The 26,540-nt window shown below is 68.0% G+C and carries 29 protein-coding genes and 1 other RNA gene; 11 read left to right on the top strand and 19 right to left on the bottom strand.

The genetic code is table 11. The annotated features are described in order from the left end of the window. Positions 1 to 119 precede the first annotated feature (119 nt). Positions 120 to 1,142 (top strand): aldo/keto reductase, encoded by a 1,023-nt coding sequence (locus NKJ07_RS08815; protein ID WP_425504754.1) that lies wholly within the window; start codon positions 120 to 122, stop codon positions 1,140 to 1,142. 193 nt (positions 1,143 to 1,335) lie between these two features. Here the strand turns inward: NKJ07_RS08815 and NKJ07_RS08810 are convergent, their stop codons facing one another. The 5 genes from NKJ07_RS08810 to NKJ07_RS08790 form a co-directional block, all read right to left on the bottom strand. Then, positions 1,336 to 1,749 carry a hypothetical protein gene (locus NKJ07_RS08810; RefSeq protein ID WP_318570213.1) on the bottom strand — a complete coding sequence of 138 codons (414 nt, stop codon included), beginning with the start codon at positions 1,747 to 1,749 and terminating at the stop codon, positions 1,336 to 1,338. A gap of 17 nt (positions 1,750 to 1,766) precedes the next feature. Beyond that, positions 1,767 to 1,997 carry an Rdx family protein gene (locus NKJ07_RS08805; RefSeq protein WP_318570212.1) on the bottom strand — a complete coding sequence of 77 codons (231 nt, stop codon included), beginning with the start codon at positions 1,995 to 1,997 and terminating at the stop codon, positions 1,767 to 1,769. Between the two features lie 66 nt (positions 1,998 to 2,063). Beyond that, complete coding sequence (locus tag NKJ07_RS08800) at positions 2,064 to 2,546, bottom strand: histidine kinase (RefSeq protein WP_318570211.1); 483 nt, start codon at positions 2,544 to 2,546, stop codon at positions 2,064 to 2,066. Positions 2,547 to 2,684: 138 nt separating this feature from the next. Further along, a complete protein-coding gene (locus tag NKJ07_RS08795) occupies positions 2,685 to 3,365 on the bottom strand; it encodes a DUF7546 family protein (RefSeq protein ID WP_318570210.1) in 681 nt (226 codons plus the stop codon). A gap of 64 nt (positions 3,366 to 3,429) precedes the next feature. Further along, on the bottom strand, positions 3,430 to 4,887 hold the full coding sequence (locus NKJ07_RS08790; protein WP_318570209.1) for a heme o synthase: 1,458 nt from the start codon (positions 4,885 to 4,887) through the stop codon (positions 3,430 to 3,432). Between the two features lie 239 nt (positions 4,888 to 5,126). On the opposite strand from NKJ07_RS08790, the gene coxB reads away from it, so the two are divergent. Further along, positions 5,127 to 5,861, top strand: a complete 735-nt coding sequence (gene coxB / locus NKJ07_RS08785) for a cytochrome c oxidase subunit II (RefSeq protein ID WP_318570208.1) — start codon at positions 5,127 to 5,129, stop codon at positions 5,859 to 5,861. 153 nt (positions 5,862 to 6,014) lie between these two features. Here the strand turns inward: coxB and NKJ07_RS08780 are convergent, their stop codons facing one another. Both NKJ07_RS08780 and NKJ07_RS08775 read right to left on the bottom strand, forming a co-directional pair. Then, positions 6,015 to 6,455, bottom strand: coding sequence for an FAD synthase family protein (locus tag NKJ07_RS08780; RefSeq protein WP_318570207.1), 441 nt, complete (start codon positions 6,453 to 6,455; stop codon positions 6,015 to 6,017). Beyond that, entirely contained in the window at positions 6,452 to 6,922 is a 471-nt protein-coding gene (locus NKJ07_RS08775; protein ID WP_318570206.1) for a Mov34/MPN/PAD-1 family protein, read from the bottom strand. Before NKJ07_RS08775 ends, NKJ07_RS08780 begins: the two co-directional genes overlap by 4 nt. A gap of 124 nt (positions 6,923 to 7,046) precedes the next feature. On the opposite strand from NKJ07_RS08775, the gene han reads away from it, so the two are divergent. Beyond that, a complete protein-coding gene (han, locus tag NKJ07_RS08770; RefSeq protein WP_318570205.1) occupies positions 7,047 to 8,960 on the top strand; it encodes a Hef-associated nuclease in 1,914 nt (637 codons plus the stop codon). A 324-nt stretch (positions 8,961 to 9,284) separates the two neighbouring features. On the opposite strand, the gene NKJ07_RS08765 is transcribed toward han, so the two are convergent. Together NKJ07_RS08765 and NKJ07_RS08760 are read right to left on the bottom strand one after the other, a co-directional pair. Continuing rightward, positions 9,285 to 10,874 (bottom strand): phospholipase D-like domain-containing protein, encoded by a 1,590-nt coding sequence (locus NKJ07_RS08765; protein WP_318570204.1) that lies wholly within the window; start codon positions 10,872 to 10,874, stop codon positions 9,285 to 9,287. Between the two features lie 139 nt (positions 10,875 to 11,013). Beyond that, positions 11,014 to 12,312 carry a HEAT repeat domain-containing protein gene (locus NKJ07_RS08760; protein ID WP_318570203.1) on the bottom strand — a complete coding sequence of 433 codons (1,299 nt, stop codon included), beginning with the start codon at positions 12,310 to 12,312 and terminating at the stop codon, positions 11,014 to 11,016. A 746-nt stretch (positions 12,313 to 13,058) separates the two neighbouring features. Between NKJ07_RS08760 and dpsA the strand changes: the two genes are divergently transcribed. After that, positions 13,059 to 13,607, top strand: a complete 549-nt coding sequence (dpsA, locus tag NKJ07_RS08755; RefSeq protein ID WP_318570202.1) for a DNA starvation/stationary phase protection protein DpsA — start codon at positions 13,059 to 13,061, stop codon at positions 13,605 to 13,607. 23 nt (positions 13,608 to 13,630) lie between these two features. On the opposite strand, the gene NKJ07_RS08750 is transcribed toward dpsA, so the two are convergent. Next, positions 13,631 to 13,771 carry a hypothetical protein gene (locus NKJ07_RS08750; RefSeq protein ID WP_318570201.1) on the bottom strand — a complete coding sequence of 47 codons (141 nt, stop codon included), beginning with the start codon at positions 13,769 to 13,771 and terminating at the stop codon, positions 13,631 to 13,633. A gap of 97 nt (positions 13,772 to 13,868) precedes the next feature. Here NKJ07_RS08750 and NKJ07_RS08745 point away from each other — a divergent pair, with 97 nt between their 5' ends. Beyond that, positions 13,869 to 14,954 (top strand): NADH:flavin oxidoreductase/NADH oxidase, encoded by a 1,086-nt coding sequence (locus NKJ07_RS08745; RefSeq protein ID WP_318570200.1) that lies wholly within the window; start codon positions 13,869 to 13,871, stop codon positions 14,952 to 14,954. A 71-nt stretch (positions 14,955 to 15,025) separates the two neighbouring features. Next, positions 15,026 to 15,787: a DUF7547 family protein gene (locus NKJ07_RS08740; protein WP_318570199.1), complete on the top strand. Its 762-nt coding sequence runs from the start codon at positions 15,026 to 15,028 to the stop codon at positions 15,785 to 15,787. Between the two features lie 9 nt (positions 15,788 to 15,796). On the opposite strand, the gene NKJ07_RS08735 is transcribed toward NKJ07_RS08740, so the two are convergent. The 6 genes from NKJ07_RS08735 to NKJ07_RS08710 form a co-directional block, all read right to left on the bottom strand. Beyond that, positions 15,797 to 16,030 carry a TrmB family transcriptional regulator gene (locus NKJ07_RS08735; RefSeq protein WP_318570198.1) on the bottom strand — a complete coding sequence of 78 codons (234 nt, stop codon included), beginning with the start codon at positions 16,028 to 16,030 and terminating at the stop codon, positions 15,797 to 15,799. Positions 16,031 to 16,155: 125 nt separating this feature from the next. Then, a complete protein-coding gene (locus tag NKJ07_RS08730) occupies positions 16,156 to 16,899 on the bottom strand; it encodes a beta-ketoacyl-ACP reductase (protein WP_318570197.1) in 744 nt (247 codons plus the stop codon). A gap of 151 nt (positions 16,900 to 17,050) precedes the next feature. Continuing rightward, positions 17,051 to 18,454 carry a class III poly(R)-hydroxyalkanoic acid synthase subunit PhaC gene (gene phaC, locus NKJ07_RS08725; RefSeq protein ID WP_318570196.1) on the bottom strand — a complete coding sequence of 468 codons (1,404 nt, stop codon included), beginning with the start codon at positions 18,452 to 18,454 and terminating at the stop codon, positions 17,051 to 17,053. Continuing rightward, on the bottom strand, positions 18,451 to 18,972 hold the full coding sequence (locus NKJ07_RS08720) for a poly(R)-hydroxyalkanoic acid synthase subunit (protein WP_318570195.1): 522 nt from the start codon (positions 18,970 to 18,972) through the stop codon (positions 18,451 to 18,453). The genes phaC and NKJ07_RS08720 overlap by 4 nt, the downstream gene beginning before the upstream one ends. 67 nt (positions 18,973 to 19,039) lie before the next feature. Then, a complete protein-coding gene (locus tag NKJ07_RS08715) occupies positions 19,040 to 19,492 on the bottom strand; it encodes a hypothetical protein (RefSeq protein WP_318570194.1) in 453 nt (150 codons plus the stop codon). Between the two features lie 5 nt (positions 19,493 to 19,497). Continuing rightward, positions 19,498 to 19,806, bottom strand: coding sequence for an AbrB/MazE/SpoVT family DNA-binding domain-containing protein (locus NKJ07_RS08710; RefSeq protein WP_318570193.1), 309 nt, complete (start codon positions 19,804 to 19,806; stop codon positions 19,498 to 19,500). Positions 19,807 to 19,962: 156 nt separating this feature from the next. Here NKJ07_RS08710 and NKJ07_RS08705 point away from each other — a divergent pair, with 156 nt between their 5' ends. After that, positions 19,963 to 20,604 (top strand): MaoC family dehydratase, encoded by a 642-nt coding sequence (locus NKJ07_RS08705; RefSeq protein WP_318570192.1) that lies wholly within the window; start codon positions 19,963 to 19,965, stop codon positions 20,602 to 20,604. A gap of 178 nt (positions 20,605 to 20,782) precedes the next feature. Next, positions 20,783 to 21,280, top strand: coding sequence for an HTH domain-containing protein (locus tag NKJ07_RS08700; protein WP_318570191.1), 498 nt, complete (start codon positions 20,783 to 20,785; stop codon positions 21,278 to 21,280). Positions 21,281 to 21,464: 184 nt separating this feature from the next. Here the strand turns inward: NKJ07_RS08700 and NKJ07_RS08695 are convergent, their stop codons facing one another. After that, positions 21,465 to 21,842 carry an OB-fold domain-containing protein gene (locus NKJ07_RS08695; RefSeq protein ID WP_318570190.1) on the bottom strand — a complete coding sequence of 126 codons (378 nt, stop codon included), beginning with the start codon at positions 21,840 to 21,842 and terminating at the stop codon, positions 21,465 to 21,467. Beyond that, on the bottom strand, positions 21,843 to 22,994 hold the full coding sequence (locus tag NKJ07_RS08690; RefSeq protein WP_318570189.1) for a thiolase family protein: 1,152 nt from the start codon (positions 22,992 to 22,994) through the stop codon (positions 21,843 to 21,845). It abuts the gene before it with no gap. A 124-nt stretch (positions 22,995 to 23,118) separates the two neighbouring features. Between NKJ07_RS08690 and NKJ07_RS08685 the strand changes: the two genes are divergently transcribed. The 3 genes from NKJ07_RS08685 (at position 23,119) to NKJ07_RS08675 (ending at position 25,922) form a co-directional block, all read left to right on the top strand. Continuing rightward, on the top strand, positions 23,119 to 23,526 hold the full coding sequence (locus NKJ07_RS08685) for a DUF7548 family protein (RefSeq protein ID WP_318570188.1): 408 nt from the start codon (positions 23,119 to 23,121) through the stop codon (positions 23,524 to 23,526). 60 nt (positions 23,527 to 23,586) lie between these two features. After that, positions 23,587 to 23,897: signal recognition particle sRNA (gene ffs, locus NKJ07_RS08680), an RNA gene on the top strand. 396 nt (positions 23,898 to 24,293) lie between these two features. Beyond that, complete coding sequence (locus NKJ07_RS08675) at positions 24,294 to 25,922, top strand: extracellular solute-binding protein (protein WP_318570187.1); 1,629 nt, start codon at positions 24,294 to 24,296, stop codon at positions 25,920 to 25,922. A gap of 125 nt (positions 25,923 to 26,047) precedes the next feature. On the opposite strand, the gene NKJ07_RS08670 is transcribed toward NKJ07_RS08675, so the two are convergent. Further along, positions 26,048 to 26,491, bottom strand: a complete 444-nt coding sequence (locus NKJ07_RS08670) for a hypothetical protein (RefSeq protein ID WP_318570186.1) — start codon at positions 26,489 to 26,491, stop codon at positions 26,048 to 26,050. Between the last annotated feature and the right edge of the window lie 49 nt (positions 26,492 to 26,540).

Raw genomic sequence — 26,540 nt, 5'->3', positions numbered from 1 at the left:
AGCCGGATAAGTCCGCGGATCGGGGCAGACACGCCGCCGCTCCGGCGTGTGTCGGCCGCGTCGGCCGCGACCCCGACGGTTTTATCCTCCGTCCGCGAACGACGCGGACGATCATGAGCATGGACTACCGCCGACTCGGCTCGACCGGGACACGGGTGTCGGAACTCTGCTTCGGGACCTGGCGGTTCGGGCGCGAGACGGGCGGCGTCGTCGAGACGAAGAAGGACCAAGCGCACGACCTCCTCGACGCCTTCGCCGATCACGGGGGGACGTTCATCGACACCGCGAACGTCTACGGCGACCCCAACGGCACGAGCGAGGAGTGGATCGGCGACTGGCTCGCCGACCACGACCGCGACCAGTACGTCCTCGCCTCGAAGGTGTACTTCGGCTTCGACGAGTCGAGCCCCAACGGATCGGGGCTCTCCCGGACTCACATCCGCCGGCAGATCGAGGGAACGCTCGACCGCCTCGGCACCGACTACCTCGACGTCTACTACATCCACCGCTGGGACGACGAGACACCGATCGAGGAGACGCTCTCGACGCTGACGCGCCTCGTCGAGGAGGGGAAGGTGAACTACCTCGGCGCGTCGACGATGGCGGGCTGGCAGCTGATGAAGGCGCTCGGCGAGAGCACACTGCACGACTGGGAGCGGTTCGAGGTGACCCAGCCGCTGTTCCACGCCGCGTACCGCGACGACGTCGCCGACTACCTCGACGTCTGCGCCGATCAAGACCTCGCGGTGTGCCCGTACTCGCCGCTCGCGGGCGGCTTCCTGACGGGGAAGTACGAACGCGCCGACCCGGACGATCCCAAGCAGGTAAAAGCGCCGGACGGCTCCCGCGCGACCATCTATGAGTCCTTCTCGGACTACTACCTCTCCGAGCGCGGCTGGCACGTCCTCGACGCCGTCAGGCAGGTGGCCGACGAACTCGACGCCACGCCCGCGCAGGTCGCGCTCCGTTGGCTCATGGAGCAGGAGGCGTTCACCTGTATCCCCATCGTCGGCGCGCGGACGACCGACCAGCTCGACGAGAACGTCGGTGCCTGTGACGTCTCGCTTTCCCCCGACCAGTTCGAGCGGATCGAGAACGCGCGGTACGCTGATCCCGAGCGGAAACAGCGCTGGGGGCACTGAGCGGACGAACGCCGGGTCGTGCCCGCCCTCGGATCCGGACCCGGACCTTCTTATTCGAGGACGCATCCATCCCGCGTCGAGACGTGGTCTGACGATCGACGTGCGGCGGGTCGCGGGTGCCCGGTACGACGCCGCACGAGCGGACGTACCGGCTGTCAGCAGACGGATCCGATCCGAGTACGATGCGCGACGCTCACGCCACCTCGGCGTCACGAATCAGGTCGGCGACGACGTGCGCGTAGAGGAGGACGGCGACGAAGACCGCGAACCGCGCGTCGACCAACGAACAGACGCCGACGAGGACGCCGCCGACGAGGAGGTGCGAGAGGAGTCGGTACTGTCGCAGGCGTGTCTCGTCGGTGTCGGCGAACACCTGTTCCTGGTCGACCAATCCCACTCGGGGGTTCGAGACCGCCCGCCGGAGGTTCGTCCAGTCTCCCTGCATCGCCCGCGCGATGACGAAGTGGTCGAGGTCGACGAACACGGAAACGAGCACGCCGACGACCCAGAGGCTCGCCTTCGTCGGGAACGCCACGGCCGGGAAGAGGACGGAGACGGATACGACTCCGACGACGGCTCCGATGGCCGCGTGCTCCGGGGACTTCATCGCGGCGTCGGCCCGCCTCAGACGTACTCGCGGGTACGTCTGGTGATCTCGTCGAGGTCGTACTCGTCGTCGTCCTTGTCCCACACCACGTCGCCGTCGACGCGGACGCGAAGCACGCCCTTGTCACCGGTGACGAGTGCCGCCGAGTCGATCCGTTCGCCGAACTGCTGGAGGAGTTGGTGCTGGATCGCCTCGGCGCGTTCGAGGAAGTCACACGGAACGCAGTACTCGATCTCGATCGCCGTCATGTCCTCCGCTTCGCAACGGGGGATCAAAAGCCGTCCGGGAACGGACGACCGCGGCCGAGCCCGTGGCTACAACAGGTCGCGCAGCACGGGGAAGACCGCCCCGAGCACCAGCCCGTAGACGCCGTGGCCGACGAAGCCCATCAGCGTGAGGTTCGGAAGCGGCGGAGCGTTCGGGAAGCCGACGGCGGCGAGCCACAGCGGCATGGCGATCCCCGCGGTCGGGATCGTGAGCACCAGGCCGTAGGCCAGTCCGACGGCCGCGGCGGAGCCGACGCTCGCCACGTACGGCCCGACCGACGGACGGGTCGCGAGGAGCCCAAAGCCCAGGCCGAGCAACGCGCCGTGGACGAGGTGGATCGCCCACCCCGCGAGGAGGTTCGGTCCGGAGACGCCGTAGAGGGCCGGGATCGCGACCGCGATGACGCCGGTCGCGCCCATCACCATCTGTACCGCGCCGAACACGACGGTCCCGACGATCCCCGCGAGGCCGGCACTCAACCACACGTTCGATCCCGATTCGGTCTCTGTCTCGGATATGACTGAACCCATCGGTACCGACAACTCGCGGTCGTGAAATAGGCCTATCTCGCCGCGGCACGACCGCCGCACTGCCGTGACCCTCGCACGTCCGTCGGAACCGGACGTTCCGTCGTTCGCGAGCGTCAGCACGACCGACACTGTCGGGCGTCACCGCACGAGCGGTCGCCAGGTCAACAGCGCCACGGTCGCGAGGAACGCGACGGTCGAGATGTCGTACGGCCAGGTGGTCGCGGCGACGACGACGGCAGAGCCCGACCCGAAGATGCTCGTGACGAGCGAGCCGACGACGGGCCACGTGCACGAGACACAGGAGAGCAGCCCGAGCGAGCCCGAGACGACGGTGCCGGCGGCGTCGATGACAGTCGCGTACACGAGGTACGCCAGCGCTAGGTACCCGACGATCTTGTACGGCATGAGGATGACGAGCAGCCACGACCCCTGGTAGACGAGCGCCGGCCCCCATCCCGGTGGGAGGAGCCTGAGGTCGAAACTCCCCGCGGCCGCCGTGCCGTGGCTGTGGAGGTGTCCGTCGGTGATGAGCGACGCGAGCGGACTAGTGTGGCTCGGACCGACGATCCCACCCGCGACGGCGAGGACGAGGAAGTACCCTCCGGCGACGAGGAGCGCGATCCGCTTCGTCCGGGGTGTCGTCTGCGCGGGCGTCGTCTTGGCGACGGCGTAGATGCTCGCGTTGATCCAGAGGAAGCCGTAGAGGATGAACCGCCACGACTCGATCACGACGGGCTCGACCGCCAGGTAGAGGAGGACGACGAGCAGTTCGGCGTTGAGGACGACCGCGCCCGCGAGCAGGTCCGTTCGGGTCGGCATCCAGTCGGTTCGGGTGACGGTGGACATTGGGTTCGCGTGGTGAGGGGTGCAGTCGGAGTCGAAATCAGACGACGAGCGTGTCGACGACGATCGCCAGGAGGAGCGCGCCGAGGTAGGCGTTCGAGGCGTGGAACGCGCGGAACGCCGCCCCTTCGCTCTGCTCGTAGTGAAGACGGACGACAGCCCAGAGGAAGACGCCGCCGAACAGCGCACTCGTGAGAACGTAGACGGGGCCGAGCGCGGTCATCGTCGCCAGCGCGCCGGCGGCGACCAGCGTCGCGCCCAGGTAGCCGACGATATGCTTCCGCGTGACGGTCTCCCCGCGGACGACGGGCAGCATCGGGAATCCCCCGCGCTCGTAGTCGTCCTTGTACGCCAGGGCGAGGTTGTAGAAGTGCGCGGGCGTCCACAGGAAGATGACCGTCGCCAGCGCGATGCCGCCCCAGCCGATCGACCCCGTGACGGCGACCCAGCCGATGAGTGCGGGGAGCGCGCCGGCCGCCCCGCCGATGACGGTGTTCTGGACGCTGTTGGGTTTCAACAGGAGCGTGTAGACGACGGCGTAAAACGCGATGGCTCCCAGCCCGAGGACGGCCGCCAGGAGGTTCACCGAGGCGAACAGCGCGATCGACGTCCCGCCGAGCAGGAGCGCAAAAGCGAGCGCGTTCCGGACGGGGACGATGTCGGTCGCCAGCGGCCGGTCGGAGGTCCGTTGCATCCGCCGGTCGATGTCGCGCTCGAAGACGTGGTTCAGCGTGCCCGCGGAGCCGATCGAGAGGACGCCACCGCCGAGCGTGGCCAGCATCACCTGCGGGGTGAGCCCCGGGTGGATCGAGCCGGCGAGCGCCATCCCCGCCGAGGCGACGAGACAGAGCAGCCACATCAGTCGCGGCTTCGTCAGCCGGAAGTAGGCGTACGCGACGGTCTTCGCCCGTGCCAGTGGCGAGGTGGGGAGTTCCGGCCGGTCGCCGGCGGCCGGGCCGTGGTCGTAGTCCGACTCCCCGGCCGGGTCGGCGGCCGGTGGGCCGTCCGGCCGGCCCGCGGGCCTGTCGTTCGGATCGCCGGTGCGCGATTCGAGCGTCCACGCCAGCGCGGCGACGAGCCCGCCGAAGATCGCCATCCCCACGACGAGGTGGGCCGCCCGGAGGACGCCGCCTTCCGTGGTGGCGACGAGCGCGCCGAGTCCGGCCTGGAGGGGGTAGAGCGCGGCCGACGCGGTGGTCGCCGCTCGGACGCGGCGAGGCTCGCTCTCGCGCCAGGCGGCGACGAGCACGGCCACGACGAGGAGGCCGACGAGCACCGCGGCGACCCGGTGACCGAGGGCGACGTACCCCGCCGCGGTCGCCGGGAGCGCGAGCCCGTCGCCACAGGCGGGCCAGGCCGTGCAGGCCGACGCCGCGTCCGTCAGCGCGGTCGTCGCACCGACGAGTAACAGGAGATAGACAGCCATGGCCGCGGCCGCGAGGAGGCCGGGGTACCGTCCCCGCCCCTCCGCCCGCGACTCGCGTGCGTCGCGCGACATACGCCAGTCTTGGGAACGGGCATACTTAGACGCCCCGCTTCGCGGGACCGCCACTCACCGACGGATCGCCCACGGATCGCCGGCGGCGACCGCCGCTTCGGCGCTGGTCCGCCGGGACGCGTCGATCGGCTCCCGTCGGCTCCCCCTCCTTCGCGAGCCTGGGCAGAACCACGCGACACGGCGGTGGTGAGCATCGAGTCAGTAGGTATTTACGTAGCAGTTCCTAACCCCCGATTAGCATGAGACGGACGCGACTCGGGCTCGTTGCACTCCTCTCGGCCGTCGTCCTCGCGCTGGTCGCTGATCCAGTCGCCGCGCAGGCGTCGGCGACCTCGGGCCTAATCAACGAGCTCAACGGAAAGCTGCTGTACGTCGCCATTCCGATCACCGTCATCACGGAAGCCATCCTCATCTACACCGTGATCCGGTTCCGGCGCAGTGACGAGGCGCAGCCGACGAAGGAGAACCGCCGCCTGGAGATCACGTGGACGATCGCGACCGCGGCCGTCCTCCTGTTCGTCGGGGTCGCCTCGTACGGCGTGCTCGCGAACCCGAACGTCACCTACATGGAAGGCATGAACGACGGCCCCGGTGAGGGCGACGTCGTCGTCGAGGCCGAGGCATACCAGTGGGGCTGGAACATGAAGTACCCCGAAGAGGGTAACATCACGGCCCCGAACGTCGAGGGCAACCCGCAGATCGTGATCCCGAAGGACACCGACGTCTACTTCCGGATCACGTCGACGGACGTGATACACGGCTTCGCCGTACCCGAACTCGGGCTGAAGCAGGACGCGATGCCCGGGGCGACGAACACGATCAAGACCGTCGCGTACGAGGAAGACACCTACCAGGGCTACTGTACGGAGTACTGCGGCGTCGCCCACTCGCAGATGTACTTCACCGTCGAAGTCGTCTCCCAAGAGGAGTACCAGGAGTGGCTCGACGAGCAGCAGTCGAGCCAGAGCGGCTAATCGAGCGCAGACGCGTCCCACGACGACACCCTCCGACCGGCGATTGAGCGAGACCGTCGCGTCGGAGCCGACCAATCCTTATCCTCCGATCGATTCGCCGAGCATCCCTTTTGCCGTCCGAGGCCCCACCAGCCCGGTTTCGGCTCGTCCGCGCTACCGTCGCTCGGAGAGCACCCGGTCGATGATGTCGCCCGTCGAGAGGAATTCCTCGTCGTAAGCGGGCTCGCGTGCCGACGCCCGCGCCACTTCACAGTCGAGGCCACGCGCGTCGAGCGCCGCCCGGAGCGCCTCCTCGTCGTGGTGCTGGTCGTGGCCGAGCACGATGACCGCGGGGTCGATCTCGTGGATCGGGACGAAGATGTCGTCGGGATGCCCGAGACGGGCGACGTCGACGACGTCCAGCGCGGCGACCATGTCGCGGCGCTGGCGGTCCGCGAGCAGCGGCGGCGACTTGTGGGTGACGTTCTCTCGGCGGGCGACGATGACGTGGAGTTCGTCGCCCATCGCCCGCGCCTCCCGGAGGTAGTGGAGGTGACCGGGGTGGAGAATGTCGAACGTCCCCTGTGCGACCACCCGAACCGGGTCCGTGGTCACAGGAGGTCCTCCTCGGTGAAGTCGAAGAACTCGCCCGGATCGGGGAGGTCGACGTCGAGCACCGGCAACCGCGTGGGATCCCCGTCGCTGTCGAACGCTCGCCAGTCGTCGGGTTCGTACGGCGCGCCGATGATGAGGTGGACATCGCCGCGGGTGAACGTCGCGAGGTCGGCGTCGCTCGGGCGGAGCACGCCGTTTGGGTGTGAGTGGACCGATCCGACCGCGCGGCGGTCGTTGGGAATCATGTCCGTCTGGACGGTCGCGCTCACGGGGTTCGACTCGGTCCCGGGGATGACGAGGATATCTGTGACGACGGTGCCGTCGCGGTCGAGCCCGAGGCCGCGCGCGTCCTCGCCGCGGAGAAAGCCCATGTACTCGTTGGGGTGGGTCTCGCGGGAGGCTTCGAGCGCGAACCGGAGGGTGTCGGCGGCGATCCCGATCACGTCGCTCGACCGGAACAGGCGCATACGGCCACCTCGGGTGCGTCCCCTTCTAAGCGTTCCGGTAGCCCGGGTCAGCCGGTCGGTTCCGGCCGTCGTGGGGGAACACGATCATGAAACGCTTATCACCGGGCGGCCGTCACCTCAACGTATGACTGTGGAAAACGCCGGGGATTCCGGCGCGGACGCGGGTTCGAGTTCGGACTCGCGGCCGACCGTCTACGATCTCGCTCCGAACTGTACCGTCGACGAAGTCGACGAAGGAAGCTACTACCACGCCGTGGTCAACGGCGTCGTCGACTACGGCGTCTTCGTCGACATCTCCGACGTCGTCTCCGGGCTGATCCACGAGTCGAACCTCGACCGCTCGTACAGCGTCGGCGACCGCCTCGTCGTCCGTCTCGACGAGATCCGCGACAACGGCGACATCTCCTTTTCAGTCGCCGGCATCGACTCCTACCGAACGGAGACGGTCGACCACGAACCGACGATCACGACGATCACCGACCTCGAAACCGGTGCGAACGCCACCATCGAGGGTGAGGTCGCACAGATCAAGCAGACCGCCGGACCGACCGTCTTTCGGATCGTCGACCAGTCAGGGATCGTCGCCTGCGCCGCGTTCGCCGAGGCCGGCGTCCGCGCACACCCCGAGGTGGAACTCGACGACGTGGTGCGGATCAGCGGCACCGTCGAGGAGCACGACGGTGGGGCACAGATCGAGGTCGACGACCTCGACCGGCTCTCGGGCGAGGCCGAAACCGCGGCCCGCGAGCGGATCGAGGCGGCGTTGACGGAGCGCGCGGCCCCGCACGCGGTCGAGCCGTTCGTCGACTGGCCCGCCTTCGAGTCGATCCACGACGAACTGGAGGACGTCGCCCGCCTGCTCCGGCGGACCGTCCTCGAAGGCCGGCCGATCCGCGTCCGCCACCACGCCGACGGCGACGGGATGTGCGCGGCGCTGCCCGTTCAACTCGCGCTGGAGCGTTTCATCGAGCGGACCCACGACGACGACGACGCCTCCCGGCACCTGTTCAAGCGGCTCCCCTCGAAGGCACCCTTCTACGAGATGGAGGACGTCACGCGCGACCTCAACTTCGCGCTCGAAGGCCGCTCCCGGCACGGTCAGAAGCTTCCGCTCCTCCTCATGCTCGACAACGGCTCGACCGAGGAGGACGTGCCGGCGTACCGGAACCTCGCACACTACGACGTCCCCATCGCGGTCGTCGACCACCACCACCCCGACCCCGAGGCGGTCGATCCGTTGCTCGACGCCCACGTCAACCCGTACCTCCACGGCGAGGACTACCGCATCACTACGGGGATGATGTGCGTCGAGCTGGCGCGGATGATCGACCCATCGGTCACGGAGGAACTCCGGCACGTCCCCGCCGTCGCGGGCCTGTCGGATCGCTCGAAGGCCGAGGTGATGGCCGACTACGTGGCGCTCGCCGAGGACGAGGGGTACTCGCGGGAGGACCTCGGAGCGATCGGCGAGGCGCTGGACTACGCCGCCCACTGGCTCCGCTACTCGGACGGCCAGTCGCTCGTCAACGACGTCCTCGACGTCGGCTGCGACGACGACGCACGCCACGAGGAGCTGGTCGCGTTCCTTTCGGAACGAGCCGAACGCGACGTCGACCGCCAGCTTGAGGCGGCCGACCAGCACGTCGAACACGAACGGCTCGCGAACGACGCGCACCTGTACCGGATCGACCTGGACCGCTTCGCCCACCGCTTCACCTACCCCGCACCCGGGAAGACGACCGGCCAGCTCCACGACCGGAAGGTGCAGGAGACGGGCGACCCCGTCATTACCATCGGCTACGGCCCCGACTTCGCCGTTCTCCGCTCCGACGGCGTTCGGCTCGACATCCCGCAGATGGTCGCCGAACTCAACGACGAAGTGGTCGGCGGTGGCGTCTCCGGCGGGGGGCACCTCGTCGTCGGCTCGATCAAGTTCGTCAAGGGGATGCGCGAGGACGTGATCGACTCGCTCGTCGAGAAGATGGCCGACGCCGCCATCGACGACGACCTCTCCTCGACGGCCGCGCTGGACGACTAGTCGGTACACGTCCTGCTGTTCTGTCTCTCGTCGACGCTGATCGGTCGTGTGTCGTCGTAGTATGCGCGGGAGTGAGCGAAACGAGTCCAGTCACCAGCGCGATGTGGCCACGCCACCGAAGCGGCGGAGCCGCTTCGAGCCGTTCGTTCGCTCGCGACACTCGCTCACGAAGACCTCCCCAGCCGGTTCCCTCACTCGCTCTGCTCGTGCGGTCGCCCGTCCTTCTCGCGCGGTCGCGCTCAGACGGAGCGCGACGCCACGCGCCATCCGCACCACACTCCCCGACACCGCCTCTCGATCGATACCAGGTCCACGTCCGACACCCTACTCTCTCACCTCGAACCGCAACCGTCGCCAGGCGAGCACCGCACCCGCGACGACGCCAACCGCCGCGACCGGGACGAGTCCGCCGGCGTCCCCACCCAGCCCCTGGCCGCCGCGCCAGTCCGCCTCGAACACCCCGCGGTAGTACGCGGCCGCCTCATCCTCCAGCGCGACGACCACCTCGCGGTTCTCCCGACTCGAATGGCGGTTCCAATTGAGGCTTCCGACCAGCACCGTGTCGTCGGCGATCACCCCCTTGGCGTGGATCTTCTCGTAGCTGTCCCCGGGGCGGGCGAGCCGCGCCTCCAGCGGGAGGTTCTCCTCGGCGGCGCGGCGGTTGAGCCACTCGGCCGTCGCTTCGTTCTCCTCGCGGACGTACCACGCGCTCGACAACAGGATCCGCACCTGGACGCCCCGCCGTGCGGCGTCGAACACCGAGATGAGAAACGGGTGGTCCCGCTCGACCGACACCTGCACCACGTCGACGCGGTCCTCGGAGCCGTCGACGACGCCCACGACGGCGTCCTCGGCGTTGCCCGGCGCGGTCAGCAGTCGGATCGACTCGGTTCGGAGCCGCTCGGGGTCGTGACGCGTCGGGAACGTTCGGTCCGAGAGCGGCTCGCTCTCGGTGAACCCCCGTCCCCGCCGAAAACGCGTCCACGAGGTGACGTCCCGCCCAGCGATGTCCGCAGCGAACAGCTCCGCGAGGTCGTCGGCGAGCGCCGGCGAGTCGACCCTGACGCCCCACCCCCGACTGGAGCGGCCGCCAGTCCCCGACGGCTTCCAGTTCTCCGTGAGGACGAGTGCCGTGTGGTCGACCACGGCGTACTTGGGGTGGTGGTACGAGAAGCGCGCGCCGGTGCCGCCGATAACGCGGACTTCTACCCCGCCCCGGGCGAGTCGGTCGAGCCGCCGCGCCTCGCGGGTGGTGAGCCCGCCGACGGGGGCGTCGTCCACGAGGACGCGAACCCGGACCCCACGCCGGGCGGCGTCGACCAGTGCCCCGGTGATGCGCTCGGAGGTGAAGGTGTACCCCGCGAGGAGGATCCGGTCGTCGGCGGCCCGGAGTGTCTCGAGGGCCACGCCGGGCGTGTCGGGGAGGACGAACGCCGTCGCCTGGGCCGCACCGCGTTCGACGACCGGGCGCGGCTCGTAGCCGAGTGGCAGCCACCGCCGACCGTCGGCGTCGCGGACGAGTCGCTCCCCATCGGGCGCTCGTTCGTAGACGACGGTGTCGACGACCGTCCCGTCGACGGACAGGACCAGTCGCTCACCACCGTTCGCCAGTTCGAGTCCCTCGATCCCGACGACGGGGTGATCGGTGAGCGCGCGTGTCGCGGTCGGTGCCGACGAGAGGGCGACTGTCCCGCCGGGGACGTGCGCCTCGACCCGCGTCTCGCCGTCCGAGAGCGTGACGGTGGTCTCGTGGGATGCAGAGACGACGACGAACTCGCCCGCGTCGCCGTCGGCGAGCGGGTTCGGGTAGACGACCTCGAGCCGGGGGGTGTCGGTGGTCGCCGTCGCGGCCGGGACCGTGCCGACGACGGCGACGAGCGCGACGGCGACGAGCCTGGGGCGGGTACGGGACACGCCACACGCTGGCCGCGTGTTCCGGTATGAACTCTCGGATGGGTACGGAGCAAGACGGAGATGGGGTGTACTAGGGAGAGAACGGGGACCGGAGACGGAGACAGAACGGTGAGCGGGGAGAACCCCGAGCCCGGACGCGTCAGGCGGTGGTCGCGGCCGCGTCGGTGCCGGCGGCGTCGAGCGTCTCACGCGCGAGTTCGGCCTCGTGCTGGACGGTGAAGACGCGGTCGTCGGTGTACTCGGCGGCCGCTTCCAGCGCCGACTCGGTGCCGATCTGCCGGAGCGCCCACGCGGCGGCCGCGCGGACCTTGTCGCTGTCGTCGTCGGCGAGCGTCTCGGTCAGGGGCTTCACCGCGCGGGTGTCGCCGATAAGGCCGAGCGCGCGGGCGGCGTACGGCCGGACCTTGTCGTTCTCCATGACGAGCTTGTCCGCGAGGGGCTGGGTCGCCTCCTCGGAGCCGATCTCGCCCAGCGCCTTGAACGTCACCTTCTGGAGCTGTGCGTCCGAGTCGGCGTCGACGTAGTCGAGGAGGGTCTCGACGGCGCCTTCGGCACCCGCGCCCATCTTCCCGAGCGCCGTGATCGCGGGCTTCCCGCGCTTTTGGGCCCGGGCGTGCATCTCGTCGAACGCCCCGGGGTCACCCATCCGCGTGATCGCTTCGAGACAGTGCTCCTCCATGAACCCCGAGTCGAACGTCTCCAGTCCGAGCAGGATCATCTCGACGTTGCCGCGCTTCTCCCACTCTTTGAGCGCCGACCACTCGGGCGGGTAGTCCTTGTAGTGCCCGAGACAGTCGTAGAAGCCCTGGGCTTCGAGCTGTTCGTGGACGAGGAGGTCGTCCCACTCCTGGGCGTCGTCGAGTCCGGCCGAGAGCGCGTCGGTCGCCTCCAGCAACGCGGCGATCGCCTCGGCGTCCTCGTCGGCGCCGAAGCCGGCGGCGTCGACCGCGTCGGCGACCCCATCGAGCGCCGACAGCAGCGCCTCCTGGTCGTCGCCGTCGGGGGCGGACACGTCGCCAGCGAGGGTGTCCGAGGCGGACCCGACGAACTCGGTGACCGCGTCGGCGATCTCGGTCTCGCCCTGCTCGGTCCACCGGGTGTCCTCGATCGTCGACTTCGCGTCGTCGATCGCCGCGACGATGTCCTCGCCGTACGGTCCGCGCTGGTCGTCGAGCGTCGTCCGAAGCTCTTCGACCGCCGCCTCGAGGTCCGCGCGCGGATCGTCCGCGTCCTCGTCGTCCTCGTCGGGTTCCGGGAGGTCCGCGGCCTCGATGTCGGCCGCGATCCCGTCGAGAGTCGCTTCGACCGCGTCGAGGTCGTCCTCGGACTCCGCGGCGTCCAGTTCTTCCTCGACGGCGGTCAGGCGGTCTTCGAGGCTCTCCGCGGTGGGCTCCTCGTCCGCCTCGTTCGCGTCGTCAGCGTCGTCCCCGTCGCTCATACGTCGGAACTGCGTCCGTCGGTGAAAAGAGCGTTTCCATCTCGGTCTCGGTGACGCCGGGTTCGGACAGGGTCGATCGCCCGGGAGAACAGTGGCGCGGCTCGACCGGACGCGGTACGCTCACTCGAGGGGGGCAGTCGGGAGTGGGTGGTTGTTGAGTGCCCCCAGTGAGGGTGGATCGCTGTCTAGGTTCACTGTTGTGGCTAACTGATTATATCGCCGCGGACTGTCGGCACTCGCGTCCACGCTCATCGGCTCGCCGCGACGTGTGCGCCCTCCGGTTCGAACTCGATTCGCAATCGACGGACGGCCGATCCCGCGAGCGAAGCCCACGGTGCGCTCGGGGACGGCTCCAGACGGGAGGGGCGTCATCCGAGCCTCGGGAGGAGGGGATAGCGGGGGGATCGGATGACACCCCGACGGACGTACTCGCGCCCCCGATTTCTGTAACGTGGCTATCCATTGAGTGCGAGGACGACGCGCTCGGACCGTGATCGGAGGTGGCGACCGCGGCCCTACCCTGCGGGAACCCCATGACGTAACCCGCGGTGATCGCGGTCACCGCGCTGGTCACGACCGACCAGCGTCTCCTCTACGTCAGCAGAGCACATCTGTCTGTCCCCGGCACCGTGTGTCCCAACCGGTCCGCCGACACGACGGTTCCGAGACGATTAGTTTCCACACTCGAAAACAAATTTTTCTAAAACACAAGCATAAAGTGCGTTCTGGCCCAACGAAGAGACGTAATGAGCACACAGGAGACCGTCCGACAGCGCGCGGACACCGTTGAGGGAAGCGAGGCACTCCGTATCGACGCCGACCGCGCCGAACAGCTCGTCGACGCGCTCAACACCGACCTCGCGGCGACGTACGTCCTCTACCACCAGCTGAAGAAGCATCACTGGGTCGTCGAGGGGGCGGAGTTCCGCGACCTCCACCTCTTCTTGGGCGAGGCCGCCGAGGAGGCCGAGGAGTTCGCCGACGAACTCGCAGAGCGGGCGCAGGCGCTCGGCGGCGTTCCGGTCACGGGCGGCAAGCGCCTCGAAGAGCGTGCGCCCGTCGACCCCGAGGGCGGCGACGTGTACGACATCCGGACCTCCCTGGAGAACGACATGGCGATGTACGGCGACATCATCGAGACGCTCCGGGACCACGTCGACCTCGCACAGAACCTCGGTGACCACGCGACCGCGCACATGCTCCGGGAGAACCTGATCGAGGTCGAGGAGGCGGCCCACCACATCGAGCACTACCTCGAGGACGACTCGCTGGTCCTCGAAGAGACGACGCACTGATCCGCCGGCGTACCGTCACCGACTCACCGCGACGCGTCGAGCGAGACGGTCGTATCGCTCGCGATCCACCCGTCCCTGTTGCCTTCTTCGGTGAACACCAGTCGCCCAGGTGAAGACTCCACCGCCGACACCCTCCGGCTCCGAGTTCCGTCCGGTCCGTTCATACAGCCGTGTGAGCGCTTGCGGCACATAACTTTTTGGCCAGCCTAAATCGGTCGCCGCGATCGACAACGGTAACGCACCCGAGGAGAAGGGTGGGTGATGACTCACTCGCTGTTCTCCTCGCTCGGCCTGCGGGAGACGACGGTTCCGAACCGGATCGGCGTTTCACCGATGTGTCAGTACTCCGCCGTCGACGGCGTGGCGACGGACTGGCACCTCGTCCACCTCGGGAGCCGTGCCGTCGGCGGGGCGGGGCTCGTGATGACCGAGGCGACGGCTGTCTCCGCCGCGGGACGCATCTCGCCGGAGGACCTCGGCATCTGGACCGACGAACAGGCCGACGCGCTGGCACGGATCGTCTCGTTCGTCCGCGACCAGGGATCAGTCCCGGGGATCCAACTGGCACACGCGGGGCGGAAGGCCAGCAAACGCCGCCCCTGGGAGGGGTCCACGCCGGTCTCCGTCGACGAGGGCGGGTGGGAGATCGTCGCTCCCAGCGAGACGCCGTGGCCGTACGACGACGGCGACTTCGCGCCCGTTCGTGCGCTCTCCAGGGCTGCGATCGACGGCGTCGTCGACGACTTCGCCGCGGCCGCCGAACGCGCGCTCGAGGCCGGCTTCCTCGTCGCCGAAGTTCACGCCGCCCACGGCTACTTGCTCCACCAGTTCCTCTCGCCGGTCACGAACCGTCGCGACGACGCCTACGGCGGCGACTTCGAGGGACGCAGCCGCCTGGTGCGGGAAGTCACGGCGGCGGTCCGCGAGGTGTGGCCCGACGACCGACCCCTCTTCGTGCGCGTCTCTGCGACCGACTGGCTCCCCGACCGACCGTCGTGGACGGTCGACGACACGGTCCGCCTCGCGGCGCGGTTGCAGGACCTCGGCGTCGACCTCGTCGACGTGAGCAGTGGGGGGATCCACCCCGACCAGCGACTGCCCGACACGGGTCCGGGCTACCAGGTCCCGCTGGCCGAGCGCGTTCGGACCGATGCTGACGTGCCCGTCGCGGCCGTCGGTGCCATCACGAACCCGCGCCACGCGGACGCGCTCGTCCGGAACGAGCGGGCCGACGTCGTGCTCCTCGGCCGCGAGCACCTCCGCGACCCCTACTTCGCCCACCACGCCGCCCGCGATCTCGGGAACGACGCGGCGTGGCCCCCGCAGTACCGGCGCGCGAGTCGGTGACCGCCCGCGGAAACGACGCTGGCGAGGTGCAGAGGGTTCAGGCTTTTCACCTCGCCGCCCCAACCGAACGTATGAGCCGCGACCGCGACCCTGACGACCTCGCCGCCCTTCTCGGTGACCTCCGCACGACGCTCGACGAACTCGAGCGCACGATCGACACCGACGCCCGAACGGACCGCCGACGGCCGCGGTCGCGCGACCCGCCCCGCGGGAGCGACGTCGTCCGGTTCACCGAGGAGTACACCATTCCGACGGTCATTGCGATCCTCGAAACGACGATCCAGTCGCTCGAACTGCTGCGTGGCGTCCTCCGACTGGTCGACCCCGAACGCGGGTTCCCCACCGACCGACGCGGCGGCGACCGGTTCGACGGCGTCGACGGACGCGTGGTCCAGGGGGCCGAACGGGCGGTCGAGGACCTCCGGCGGGCGCTCACGGGCACCGAAGAGCCCGCCGACCCGGTCGCCCGTGACGTGCTCGGCGACGCGCGGGGGCTCACCGCCGAGATCGAGTCGCTCCTCGCCGAGGCGCGCGGGGACGCGGACGCCTCGCGCGCGGAGTCGGCGTCGCGACGCTCGCGAACGGGACGACGGGACGACCGCGAAAGCGTGGTCATTCCGGTCGACGACGAGACCGACGCCGGTCGAACGGACGACCGACAGACCGATGACCATTCTGACGACGAAGCCGGCGACGACGCGGGCGTCGAGATCGACGTGGACGCAGAGCTTGAGTCGATACGGGACGAGGTACACGGCGAGTCGACGGCGGTCGACGGCGCCGAGGCCGACGACGAGGGCGACGGCGAGAACGGAACCGAAAACGAGGTGTGACCCGACGGTTCAGGCCAGGGAGTACGTCTCGCCTTCGCAGTCGACGAGGCCCTTCTTCGAGAGGCTCTTCAGGAGCGGGTACAGCGAGATCTTCTTCATGTCCAACGACGCCTGCAGGTCTTCGACGGTGCACTCGCCCGTGGTCCGGAGATAGAGGTAGACGAGTTTCGAGGACGTGGATTCGAGTTCGCTCGGCAGGGTGGTCGTCTCCCCGTCAGTGCGGGTGAGGAGTTGTTGGCTCATGTCTATTCAACGGATTGACCTGATCGTACTTAAGCTTACCTTGGACACTAACCTATATTGCTAATATTGTGGGTATGTGATTATACGTCCTTGGTCGTTCGGTACACAGTGACGTGTCCCGTCCGTCAGAGGTCCATCGCTCCGTTGACGTCGATGACCTCGCCGGTGATGTAGGAGGCCTCCTCGCTGGCGAGGAACTTGACGATGTGCGAGACGTCCTCAACCTCGGCGAAGCGCCCCATCGGGATCTCTTCGAGGATACGCTCTTGGATGTCCTCACGGACGTCCGCGAGCATATCCGTGCGGGTAAAGCCCGGTGCGACCGAGTTGGAGGTCGACCCCGACGGGGCGAGTTCGAGGGCGATCGTGCGTGTGAACCCGAAGATGCCCGACTTCGCGGTCGCGTAGTTCGCCTGGCCGAAGTTCCCCTGCTTGCCGACGATGGAGGAGATGTTGATGAGCCGCCCCTGGTCCGACTGCTTGATGTCGTCGAAGAACACCTTGGTCGCGTTGAACGTCCCGTTGAGGTTGACGTCGATGACCGTCTTCCACTCCTCGGGACTCATGCGCGCGAACGACGTGTCCTTCGTGATGCCGGCGTTGTTGATGAGGATATCCGCCGGCCCGAAGGCGTCGACGACCTCCTCACGCATCGCTCCGACGGCCTCGTAGTCCGTGACGTCGGCTTGCGCCGCGATGGCGTCGCCGCCGGCGTCGCGGATGGTGTCGACGACGTCCCGTGCTTCGTCGGCCGAGGATCGATAGTTGACGACGACGTTTGCCCCCTCGCCCGCCATCTCCTCGGCGATCCCGCGGCCGATCCCCCTCGATGCGCCCGTGATGACACAGGTTCTGTCTTCGAGTTTCATAGTCGGAGTGAGCACGCGCCCGGTCCGCGCTCGGACCGTGCCAGTCGCTCACAGTTCGTGACTCTCGGAACCGGAGTATAATAGTGCGGGTCCAGCGGTGCGCGCCGGACGGGTCGCCGCTGGTCAGTCCGGTGGTCGCTTCGTCGGGGGGTCAGGAGGTGAGTTCGCCCGCGTGGTCGACCCAGTCGGCGATCCGCGAGGGGGCGACGTCGACGCGGTCGGCGAGCGTCTCGGGGTCGGCCGCGGCGAGTTCGGAGACGGTTCCAACGCCCGCCTCACGCAACCGCTCGGCGTACGCGGGGCCGACGCCGCGGACCTGGTCGAGGTCCGTGTCGTCGAAAGCGTCCTCCTCGCCTCCGTCGGCACCGTCTCCGGCGTCCGTGTCGGCCTCGGCGGCCTCCTCGGCGCGCTCGTCGTCCGGAGCCTCGATCTCGATGTCGACCGCGTCGTCCACGTCGAGCACGGAGCGCTCGGCGAACCACTCGGCGACGTTCGGCCAGAGGTTCGCGTGGGACTTGCCCGACACCGACAGGCCGATGTGTCCGGTCGACTCCTCCATGATCGTCGTGTCGCCGCTCGGCACCTGATCGTTGAACGGGCGGGACGCCTCCGGCGGGATGAGGTGGTCGTACTGGCCGATGACCTGGAGGACGGGCATGTTGATCTCGCCCAGATCGACGTGTTTCCCGTCGAGTTCGAGTTCGTTCCGGTACAGTTTGTTCTCTTGGTAGACGTCCTCGAGGAACTGGACGTACGTCGAGCCTGCGAGATCGATGCCGTCGGAGAGCCACCGCTCCATCCGGGCGAAGTTCTGGACGAAGTCCTCGTCGTCGAGGTTGTCGTACAGCGTGGTGTACTTCGCGACGTAGTTGTTGACGGGGTCCATGAGCGCGAAGCCGACGTCGAGGAACTCCGCGGGGACGTTACCGAACGCGCCGGTGACGTCGCGCGGCGAGTAGTACTCCTCGTCGCCCCACTCTTCGAGGATACCGCCGGTGCCGGCGAAGCAGAGGCCGGCGGCCATCAGGCCCAGGTTCCGCACTTTTTCGGGGTGGTGCGAGGCATACATGACGCTCATCGTCCCGCCCATGCAGTAGCCCAGGAGATTGATCGCGTCGACGCCAGCGCGGTCGGCGACGACGTCGACGCAGTTGTCGACGTAGCGGTTGACGTAGTCGTCGAGCGTCAGCGACTGGTCGAGCATCGACGGCTCGCCCCAGTCGATGAGGTAGACGTCGAAGCCCGCCTCGAGCAGGCGGCGAACCACCGACCGGTCGGGCTGGAGGTCGAGGATGTACGGCCGGTTGATGAGCGCGTAGACGACGAGGATCGGCACGTCGTGAGTCTCCTCGGGGTCGATGCCGGCCGCCTCGGCGTCGTAGCGGAGCAGTTTGAGCTTGTTCTCCTCGTAGACGACCTCACTCGGGGTCTGCCCGACTTCCACCGAGGCCATTCGTTCGAGCCCGTCGGGGGCGGCGTCGGCCGTCTCGACGGCCTCGGTCCACGATTCGAGCATCTTCCGCTGCGCCTCGAACGGTGCGGTGAAGGGGTTCATTCGTCTAGGAGCCGGTCGAGTTTCTCCTCGATGGCGTGCTGGCGACGCTCGATCTCGACGAGCCGTTCACCCACCTCTCGGACGTCACCCGTTGTCGCAAAGCCCATCCCGTGGAGGGTCTGCTCGGCGGCTTCGTTCAGCTGTTCTTGGAAATCGAGGACGTCCTCGACGTTCTGGCCGGTCGCGGCGGCGAACGCGGTCGTCGACATCGACTCCTTGAACGCCTTGTTCGCGGCGTTGAGCCAGATGTCGCGGAACTCCTCGGGATCGACGTCTTCGCCTTCGAGCGCGTCGCCGACGCGCTCGTAGGACGCCTCCGCGGCGTCCATCCACGCCTCGTACGCGCGGACCGCACCCTCGGAGGCGTCGTCGAGCCGTTCCTCGGAGAGGGCCTCCTCCATCGACTCCATCCAGGAGTCGGCGAAGGCGGCCTGGGCGTCCACGTTTCGTTTGATCGCGTCCGTGTACGTCTGCGACATCTGTTCGAAGAACGACTCCATCGCGTCTGCGTCTGTCATGTCAGCCATATCGGTCATGTGGGTGTATACTCTCGAATAATCGGGGCGAGTGGGAAAAGTCGTCGGCTTACTGTTCGACGACTTCGGCGGCCTCGTCGGCGACCTCGGCGGCGTCGGCGTTGACCTGGATGAGCGTCTCGTACAGCTCGTCGACCATCTCGGCCTGCGCCTCGGTCAGTTCGTCGTACGAGTCGACGGCGTCCTCGGCGGACTGCTCGAACGACTCCCAGGCGTCGTCGTGAACCTCGTCGAGCGCCTCGTACTGCTCGTCGATGGCCGCGCGGAGGTCGCCGACGACGTCAGCGGGCAGGGCCTCTTCGACGGCGTCGAGGTTGGCGTGCGACGCACGCTTCGTCAGGTCGACGCCGCGCTTCTGCAGGGACTTCGTCGACTCGAAGCTCCCGAGGAACGCGTCTGAGGCGACCTTCTGGAGCTTGAGGGAGCTCTCGAACGCGGACTGGCTGGCTTCGATGTACGTGCGCTGCATCTCGAACATGGTGTTGAAGGGGTTTGCGGACATGGTAATCACCGGTTTCGTTTGACGGGGATGACGATCGCCTGGACGATGTCGCCCTCCTCGATGTCGAGCGCCTCGCGCTCGGCGTCGGGGATGGAGATGCGGCCGCCGCTCTGGACGCGCGTCTTGAACATCGCGCTGCCCATACTCATCGCGTTCAACTGCGAGAAGCCGTCCACCCCACCCGTTCCGGCCTTCATGAACTGTTTGAACAGCTCCTGCTGGCCCTGGGTGGCCTGCTGGGACGCTTCCTGCATCTGCTTCGCGAACGCGGCGGGGGACCACATCGGTGTCCCATCGTCCGGGTCGTCTGTCATCTCGATTTCAACAATGCCCCACGAGTGGATAAGCTTTACTATCGCAACCATCCAATGCCATCCTATGGCAACAAGTGGTTTGACACGTGGAGAACGGCCGTGGCTCGCCCGCGACATTCACAACTGTTATGAATGTTCCAGACGTTCGCACGGAGCATGGAACACGGCTCGATGGATATGACCGCTCCCGTCCGCGGCATGACCTCCGCGTGGCTCCGGTCGTCGAAGCACTTCTCGAAGAGCCTCGTCCACATGTACTCGAGCGTGGCCGAGGCCAACCGAGCGATGATGACGGGCCGGAACGGCGACTCCGAGCTCCGCGAGCCCGAGATCGACTCGGTCGCGTACACGCGCGAGTCGTGGTCGATGGAACGCACCGTCGACTCCGACGAGGCGCTCGGCGTCGGCGACGTCGTCCGGTTCACGAAGCAGATCACAGAGGAGGAGGTGCTGACCTTCGCGGCCATCAGCGGCGACACCAACCGGCTCCACCTCGACGACGAGTTCGCCGCCGAGACCCGTTTCGGCCGCCGGATCGTCCACGGCACGCTCGTCTCCGGGCTCATCAGCTCCGCGCTCGCGCGCCTGCCCGGCATGACGGTCTACCTCTCGCAGGACCTCCGGTTCCTCAAACCCGTCGACATCGGCTCGGAACTCACGGCCGTCGTCGAGATCGTCGAAGACCTCGGCGACGACCGCTACCGCCTCGACACGGTCGTCGAGGACGCCGACGAGACGGCCGTGATCGACGGCGAGGCCGTCGTGCTCATCGACCCCGCGCCCGAGCCCGAAGCCTGAACCAGCGGAGCCGCCGACGCTCGCTGGCCCGGCGACGACCCGGTTCCCCGGCAACCGACGTCGGGACCCGCGCCCGGCCGTGCCGCCCTTCTCCCGACCAAATATTTAATGATCCTTATACAGGTATGCCCCATCGAAGGGGAATCAGGACAACCTTTTCATACTCTGGTTGTCATCAATGGAGACGAAGGGGGATGCCAGAATGAGCTTCACTATCAGTAGTGCCGACCCACCCCGGGTCACGTTCTACGTCCGGGGGGACATGTTCGGTGCCAACGACCAGCAGAACGCCGTCGTCGACAGACTCCGCGAACTGGACGCCGCCGACCTAATCGAGGGGTACGACGTCTGTGTCTGGAACAGTCGCGTCAGGTTGACCGACGGTGAGACGCCGCCCGCCGTCGCGCAGTACCACGAGTTCGAGTCGTGGGCGGCCGCCGAGGGGGTCGACATCGACCCGTTCTTCACCGTCCGCGAACGCGACTCGTTCGTCGACGGCGTCGCACGCGAACTCATCCTCCCCGTGATGTGTCTCGCGGTCCACGGCGACGACGGCCTCGAAGCGGTCGCACCGAACACGCGCGGTGCCGAAACGAACACCGTGCAGGACTGTCTCGACGCGCTGGAGACGCCCAACGCGCCCGCCCGCCCCGTCACCGTTCCCGCCGAGGACTGACGCACCAGCCCGTTTCCATCGATCGCTGTTTTTCCATCGGCGTCATCGACGGTTCTCGTGACTTCCGTTCCCGTCAGCCCTGCCGGCGTTCACGCGGCGCTCCCGACCCGGTCAGCGACGGGACGCCTCACTCGGTCGGCTGGAACCGCAGGTCCGACCCGGAGACGCCGCACGAACCGCGGCCTCAGACCGGTTCGAACCTGAACCCGTCCCACTCCTGGCTGTCGGGGTGACGGATGCCGGCGTCGGGATCGCGGAGCTCCGCGCAGTACACCGCTTCGACCTCGTCGCCGATGTCGACCTCGCCGTCGACCTGCCCGATCGCTCGCACGGGCTCGCCGTCGACGTCGAACTCGACGATCGCGATCGTGTTCGGCTGGCGGACGCCCGGCGGCGTCGCGGTCGACGTCGTCCACGTCACGACCGTCGCCGTGTACGCGCTCAGATCGACCGTCCCCTCGGGCTCGGAACCGTCCGGACCCACGGGGTGACCGGGGTAGGTGATGCTGCCGTCGGAGTAGCGGTACGCCTCCATCTCGTGTTTTTCCTCGGAATCGGACATTTACTGACCCTCCAGGATCGTGGTGATGACGCAGTTGCCGAAGCCGCCGACGTTGCACGCGAGGCCGACGTCCGCGTCGAGTTGCTGGGTGTCGGCGTCGCCGATGACCTGTTTGTAGATCTCGTACACCTGTGCGACCCCCGACGCGCCCAGCGGGTGGCCCTTCGACTTCAGGCCGCCCGAGGGGTTGACGGGGATCTCACCGTCCAACTCCGTCGCCCCCTCCTCGATCGCCTTCCAGCCCTCGCCCTTCTCGAAGAAGCCGAGGTCCTCCGACTGGAGGAACTCGAGGATGGTGAACATGTCGTGCAGTTCCGCGACGTCGACGTCGTCGGGACCCATGTCGGCCATCTCGTAGGCGATCTCCGAGGACTCGACGACGCCGCGCATCGTCGTCGGGTCCGCGCGCTCGTGGACGACGTGGGTGTCGGTCGCGCCGCCGACGCCCGCGACGACGGCATAGTCGTCGGTGTACTCCTGGGCGACCGACTCGGGACAGAACAACAGCGCCGCCGAGCCGTCGGTGATGGGACAGAAGTCGTACAGCCGCAAGGGGTCGGCGACGATCGGCGACTCCAGCACGGTCTCGAGGGAGACTTCCTTCTGGAACTGCGCGTGGGGGTTGTGGACGCCGTTCTTGTGGTTCTTCACCGCGACCTTCGCCAGCGACTCCCTGGGCGCGTCGTACTTGTCGAGGTAGAGCCGGGCGGTGAGCCCCGCAAAGGAGGGGAGCGTCAGCCCGTGTTTGTACTCCGCGCGGTGGGTGATCGACGCGATGACGTCCGTGGCCTCGGCGGTCGAGCAGTGGGTCATCTTCTCGCCGCCGACGAGGAGAGTCATCTCGCTCGCGCCCGACGCGATCGACTGGTAGGCGGCGTAGACGCCCGCACCGCCGGAAGAAGAGGTCTGGTCGATCCGCTGGGTGTACGACGGCATCGCCGCCAGGTCGTGCGCCAGGTAGTTCATCGACCCCGTCTGCCCCTCGAACTCGCCGCTCGCCATGTTCGCGAGGTAGAGGTGGTCGATCTCGTCCGAGGAGACGCCGGCGTCGTCCAGACAGGCCATCCCCGCCTCCGCGAGGAGTTCTTGGAGCCAGGCGTCCCGTTGCCCGAACTGGGTCATCGATGCGCCGATGATTGCAACGCGTTCCATACCCGACGACGAGTACCAACCCGCTTACCTTTTTCCACTCTCCGGCCGAAGGGACTCACCGACCCGCGTCGCCGGCGCGGCTCGTTTCAGACGTATTAAGGCCGCCGAGGTCCCCGGGCAGAGTATGGAGGTCGAAGACGTCGCGCCGCTCGCCGGGAGTGCCGCCTGCGTCGCCTGCGTCGCCGCGCTCGTCGCACCGTTCGTGCTCCTCGCCGATCCCGGCACCGAACTCGGCATCTACTACGCGTTCGGCCCGGTCGGCGGGACGGCACCGGGCTTTCTCGCGCCCGTCACCGTGGTCGTCTTCCTCGCGGGCCGCCGCGGCCGGACCGATCCGGTGACCGCCGCGGGCCTCACGCTCGTGCTCGGCCTGGGGATGGTCGGACTCGCCGCCTCGTGGGCGCTCGCCGTCGATCCCGAACTCGTCTACAGTTTCCCCGCCGCGTGGATGGGTTACCACCGGTGGCTCGTCCTCGGTGTCTCGGCGCTCGTCCCGCTGAGCGCGGGCGCGTACGCCCGCGCCGTCCTCTGATTCTGGGAGCACCCGCGAGACCCAAGCCGAAAGGCCCTTATGTGGCACCAGGATAGAAAGGGGTGGACTAGGTCGGGCAGTTAGGCCCTGCTCCTCACCCGTGAAATAGGTCTTCAGCGGGGACCGAACCCGGGGGCGTCCGGTCAGACCGACACGGGCCCCGGGAGCCGACGGAGAAGCCTCGTCCGTCGGGGGCAGCGGTCCGCGGTTCCCACCCGCAGGGGTGGACGATCGCGGTCTGTCGGTGGAATCGGGTCAGGCACGGAAGTGAGCAGCCCACCGCCGGACGTGCGCCGCTCGACGGGTTGCGGGGTGGAGGAGGCAACCGGGACTACCCCTGCCGGAACGCCGGGCAATCCCGCTGTCCGCCATTCATACGGATCTCATCCGGCGAGCGACCGGTGTCGTGGCCGTGACCGAACCGACTCGACTCTCGGCCCACACGGACGACGGCGCTCGCTACCCCCTGTCGCGGTCGATACAAAGCCACGAGCGGCGACCCCCCGTACCGCTCGGAGGTCGTGACAGCAGTAACGAATATGTGTCTCGAGAGATAGTTCCGATCGGCACGGTTCAGCGATACGTGGCGGTTGCTGGACTGTCGAAGGGAGATCGGATATGACATGACACAGCGACCTCGGGTACTGGAGCACGAACGACGGACACGCCGCACGTTTCTGAAAGGAGTGGGTGTATCGTCGGTAGTCGCCGGCTTCGCGTCCACCGGAGCTATCGCCCGTGCGAGCCGTCGTCGAAGCGCGACGGCGATGCAGAGCCAGACGACGGTACGGATCTCCGCTCCCCCGTGGCTCACGGATCGGCAGGCCGAACTGAACAGCGCCCTCACCGACGGCGGAGGGCTCCCCCCCGGTATCCGGGTCGAGTTCGACGACGAGGCGTACGCGGGAGACGCACTCGAGACGTACGGTCGGTGGCTGAGCGAGGGGAGAACGTCGCCGACGATCATGGTGATGGACAACCCGTGGCCATCGGTGTTCATCGACCGCGAACAGTTACAGCCACTCGACCCGTTGCTCGCCGAGAGCCTGACGGATCGTATCCGAGAGGAGTACCTGTCGTCGATCGTGTCCACAGCATCCGACGACGACGACACCCTGTACGGCTTGCCGCTCATCATCGACCTCCCGACGATCCTGTACCGAAAGGACGTACTCAGACAGGCGGGATACACCGACTCGGAGTTCCGGCGGTGGTCGAACGACTCGATGAGCTGGCAACAGTTCTCGGCGGTCGTCGAGGCGGGGATGGCGGCGTCCGGACTGGACGGGTTCCTCTGGCAGGGGGCCGCGTACGAGGGCTTGGCGTGTTGTACCTTCGTCGATTTCATGTCGTCGTGGGGCGGGGCCTACTTCGGTGGGTACGAGAACCTGTTCGGACCCGTCGGGGACCGGCCGATCACGGTCGACGAGCAACCCGTCGTCGACGCGATTCGGATGCTGCGGACGTTCATGTACGGGCCGTCGGACGACGCCGCGCTCGACGGATACGCGGCGATCTCGCCGGAGGCCGTCGTCGACTACACCGAAGACGAATCGCACCGGTCGTTCACCGACGGACAGGCGATCGCGCTCCGCAACTGGACGTACTCGATCGACGCCAACGGGGCGGAGGACCGACTCGGTGACGACCTCGGTGTGATGCCGATTCCGTACGAGGTCAGTAGAGCCGAATCGAAGTACGGGCCGGAGATCGGCGGCATGCCCGCGGCACTCGGGGGGTGGCATCTGACCGTGAACCCGAACGCACCGACAGCCAAGCAAGAGGCCGCTGTCGAGGTCTTGCGGGCGTTCCACACGCCGCAGGTACGACACCATCTGTTCGAATCGTACGGGCTGGTCTCTCCGGTGCCGGACGATCTCACACGGGACGAGTTCCGGGAGGCGGATCCCCTCGGCAGATACGCCGATACGCTCCAGACTGCCCTGGAGAACCTGGTTCCACGTCCAGTGACACGCGTCTGGCCACCACAGTCGGACGCGATCGCGACCGAGGTGAACGCCGCACTCCGACGGCGAAAGGGACCGCAAGGAGCGATGGACGACCTCGAACAGCGTCTCCGGGAGATCGAAGAGAGCGTCCTGTCGCCGACTTCGACGCCGACGCCGACGGAGAGGTCGGGAGGGGGCCGGACCGAATCGGCGGGTCCCGGATCGTCCGGGACCAGGGCCGCCTCCGGTTCGACGGGGTCCGGATCGTCAGAGCCCACGACGAGCTCCACCTCGGTGGGGACACCCACCGCCGAGCGGGCAACCGACGTCGCGAACGAGGACGGCACCAGAGCGGGGACGAGCCGTGAGTCCGCCCCGGGGTTCGGGGTGCTCGCCGCACTCGCCGGGTTCGGTGCGCTCGCGTGGCGTCGGCGACGAAGGGACTGAGAACGTGACTCCCTCCGTGAGACGGTTCGGCTCACCGGGGGGAGCGTCGCCCGTCGCGGACCGGTCAGCGAACGTCGAGATCCGCCCGTCGGGATCGCGACCCGCCCAGGTCGTGGCGAGTCGGCTCACGTCGTATCGAGCAGTTCCTGCACGTACCCCGCCGCGTCGGGGTCGTCGCCGTACTCCTCGACCAGCCACACGCGCGTCTCGGCGGAGAGGTGTCGCGACAGTACCTCCCGAAAACCAGGGTCGTCACGGAGCCGCCTGAGGAACACCGCCTCCTCGTCGCGCAGGGCGTCTTCGACCACGGTGTCGAGATTGGCGACGGTGACGCCCGACTCGTGCGGAAACGACGACGGCCGTCCGTCGGAGTAGATCAACACGAGCTCCTGGTCGCCGCCTCGACCGACGTCGACCTCGTGGGGCGCGTACGCCCGGATCGGGTCGATCTCCTCCGGGGGGACGCCGTCGAGCACGAGGAGCGCGGCCGTGCCGGTCCACGCGAGCGCCGCTCGCGTCTCGGCGTCGAGCGCCTCCCAGTCCGCGGTCGTCGTCTCGTACACCCGCACGGTGGGGCTCTCACGCCCCGTTCGTATAGCTCTGCTCCCGCTCCGCGGG

This window comes from Salinigranum marinum (assembly GCF_024228675.1).
In the GTDB taxonomy this organism is placed as follows: Archaea; Halobacteriota; Halobacteria; order Halobacteriales; family Haloferacaceae; genus Salinigranum; species Salinigranum marinum.
The sequence above is the reverse complement of the archived record's forward strand: the minus strand, read 5'-3'. Positions and strand labels throughout refer to the sequence as shown.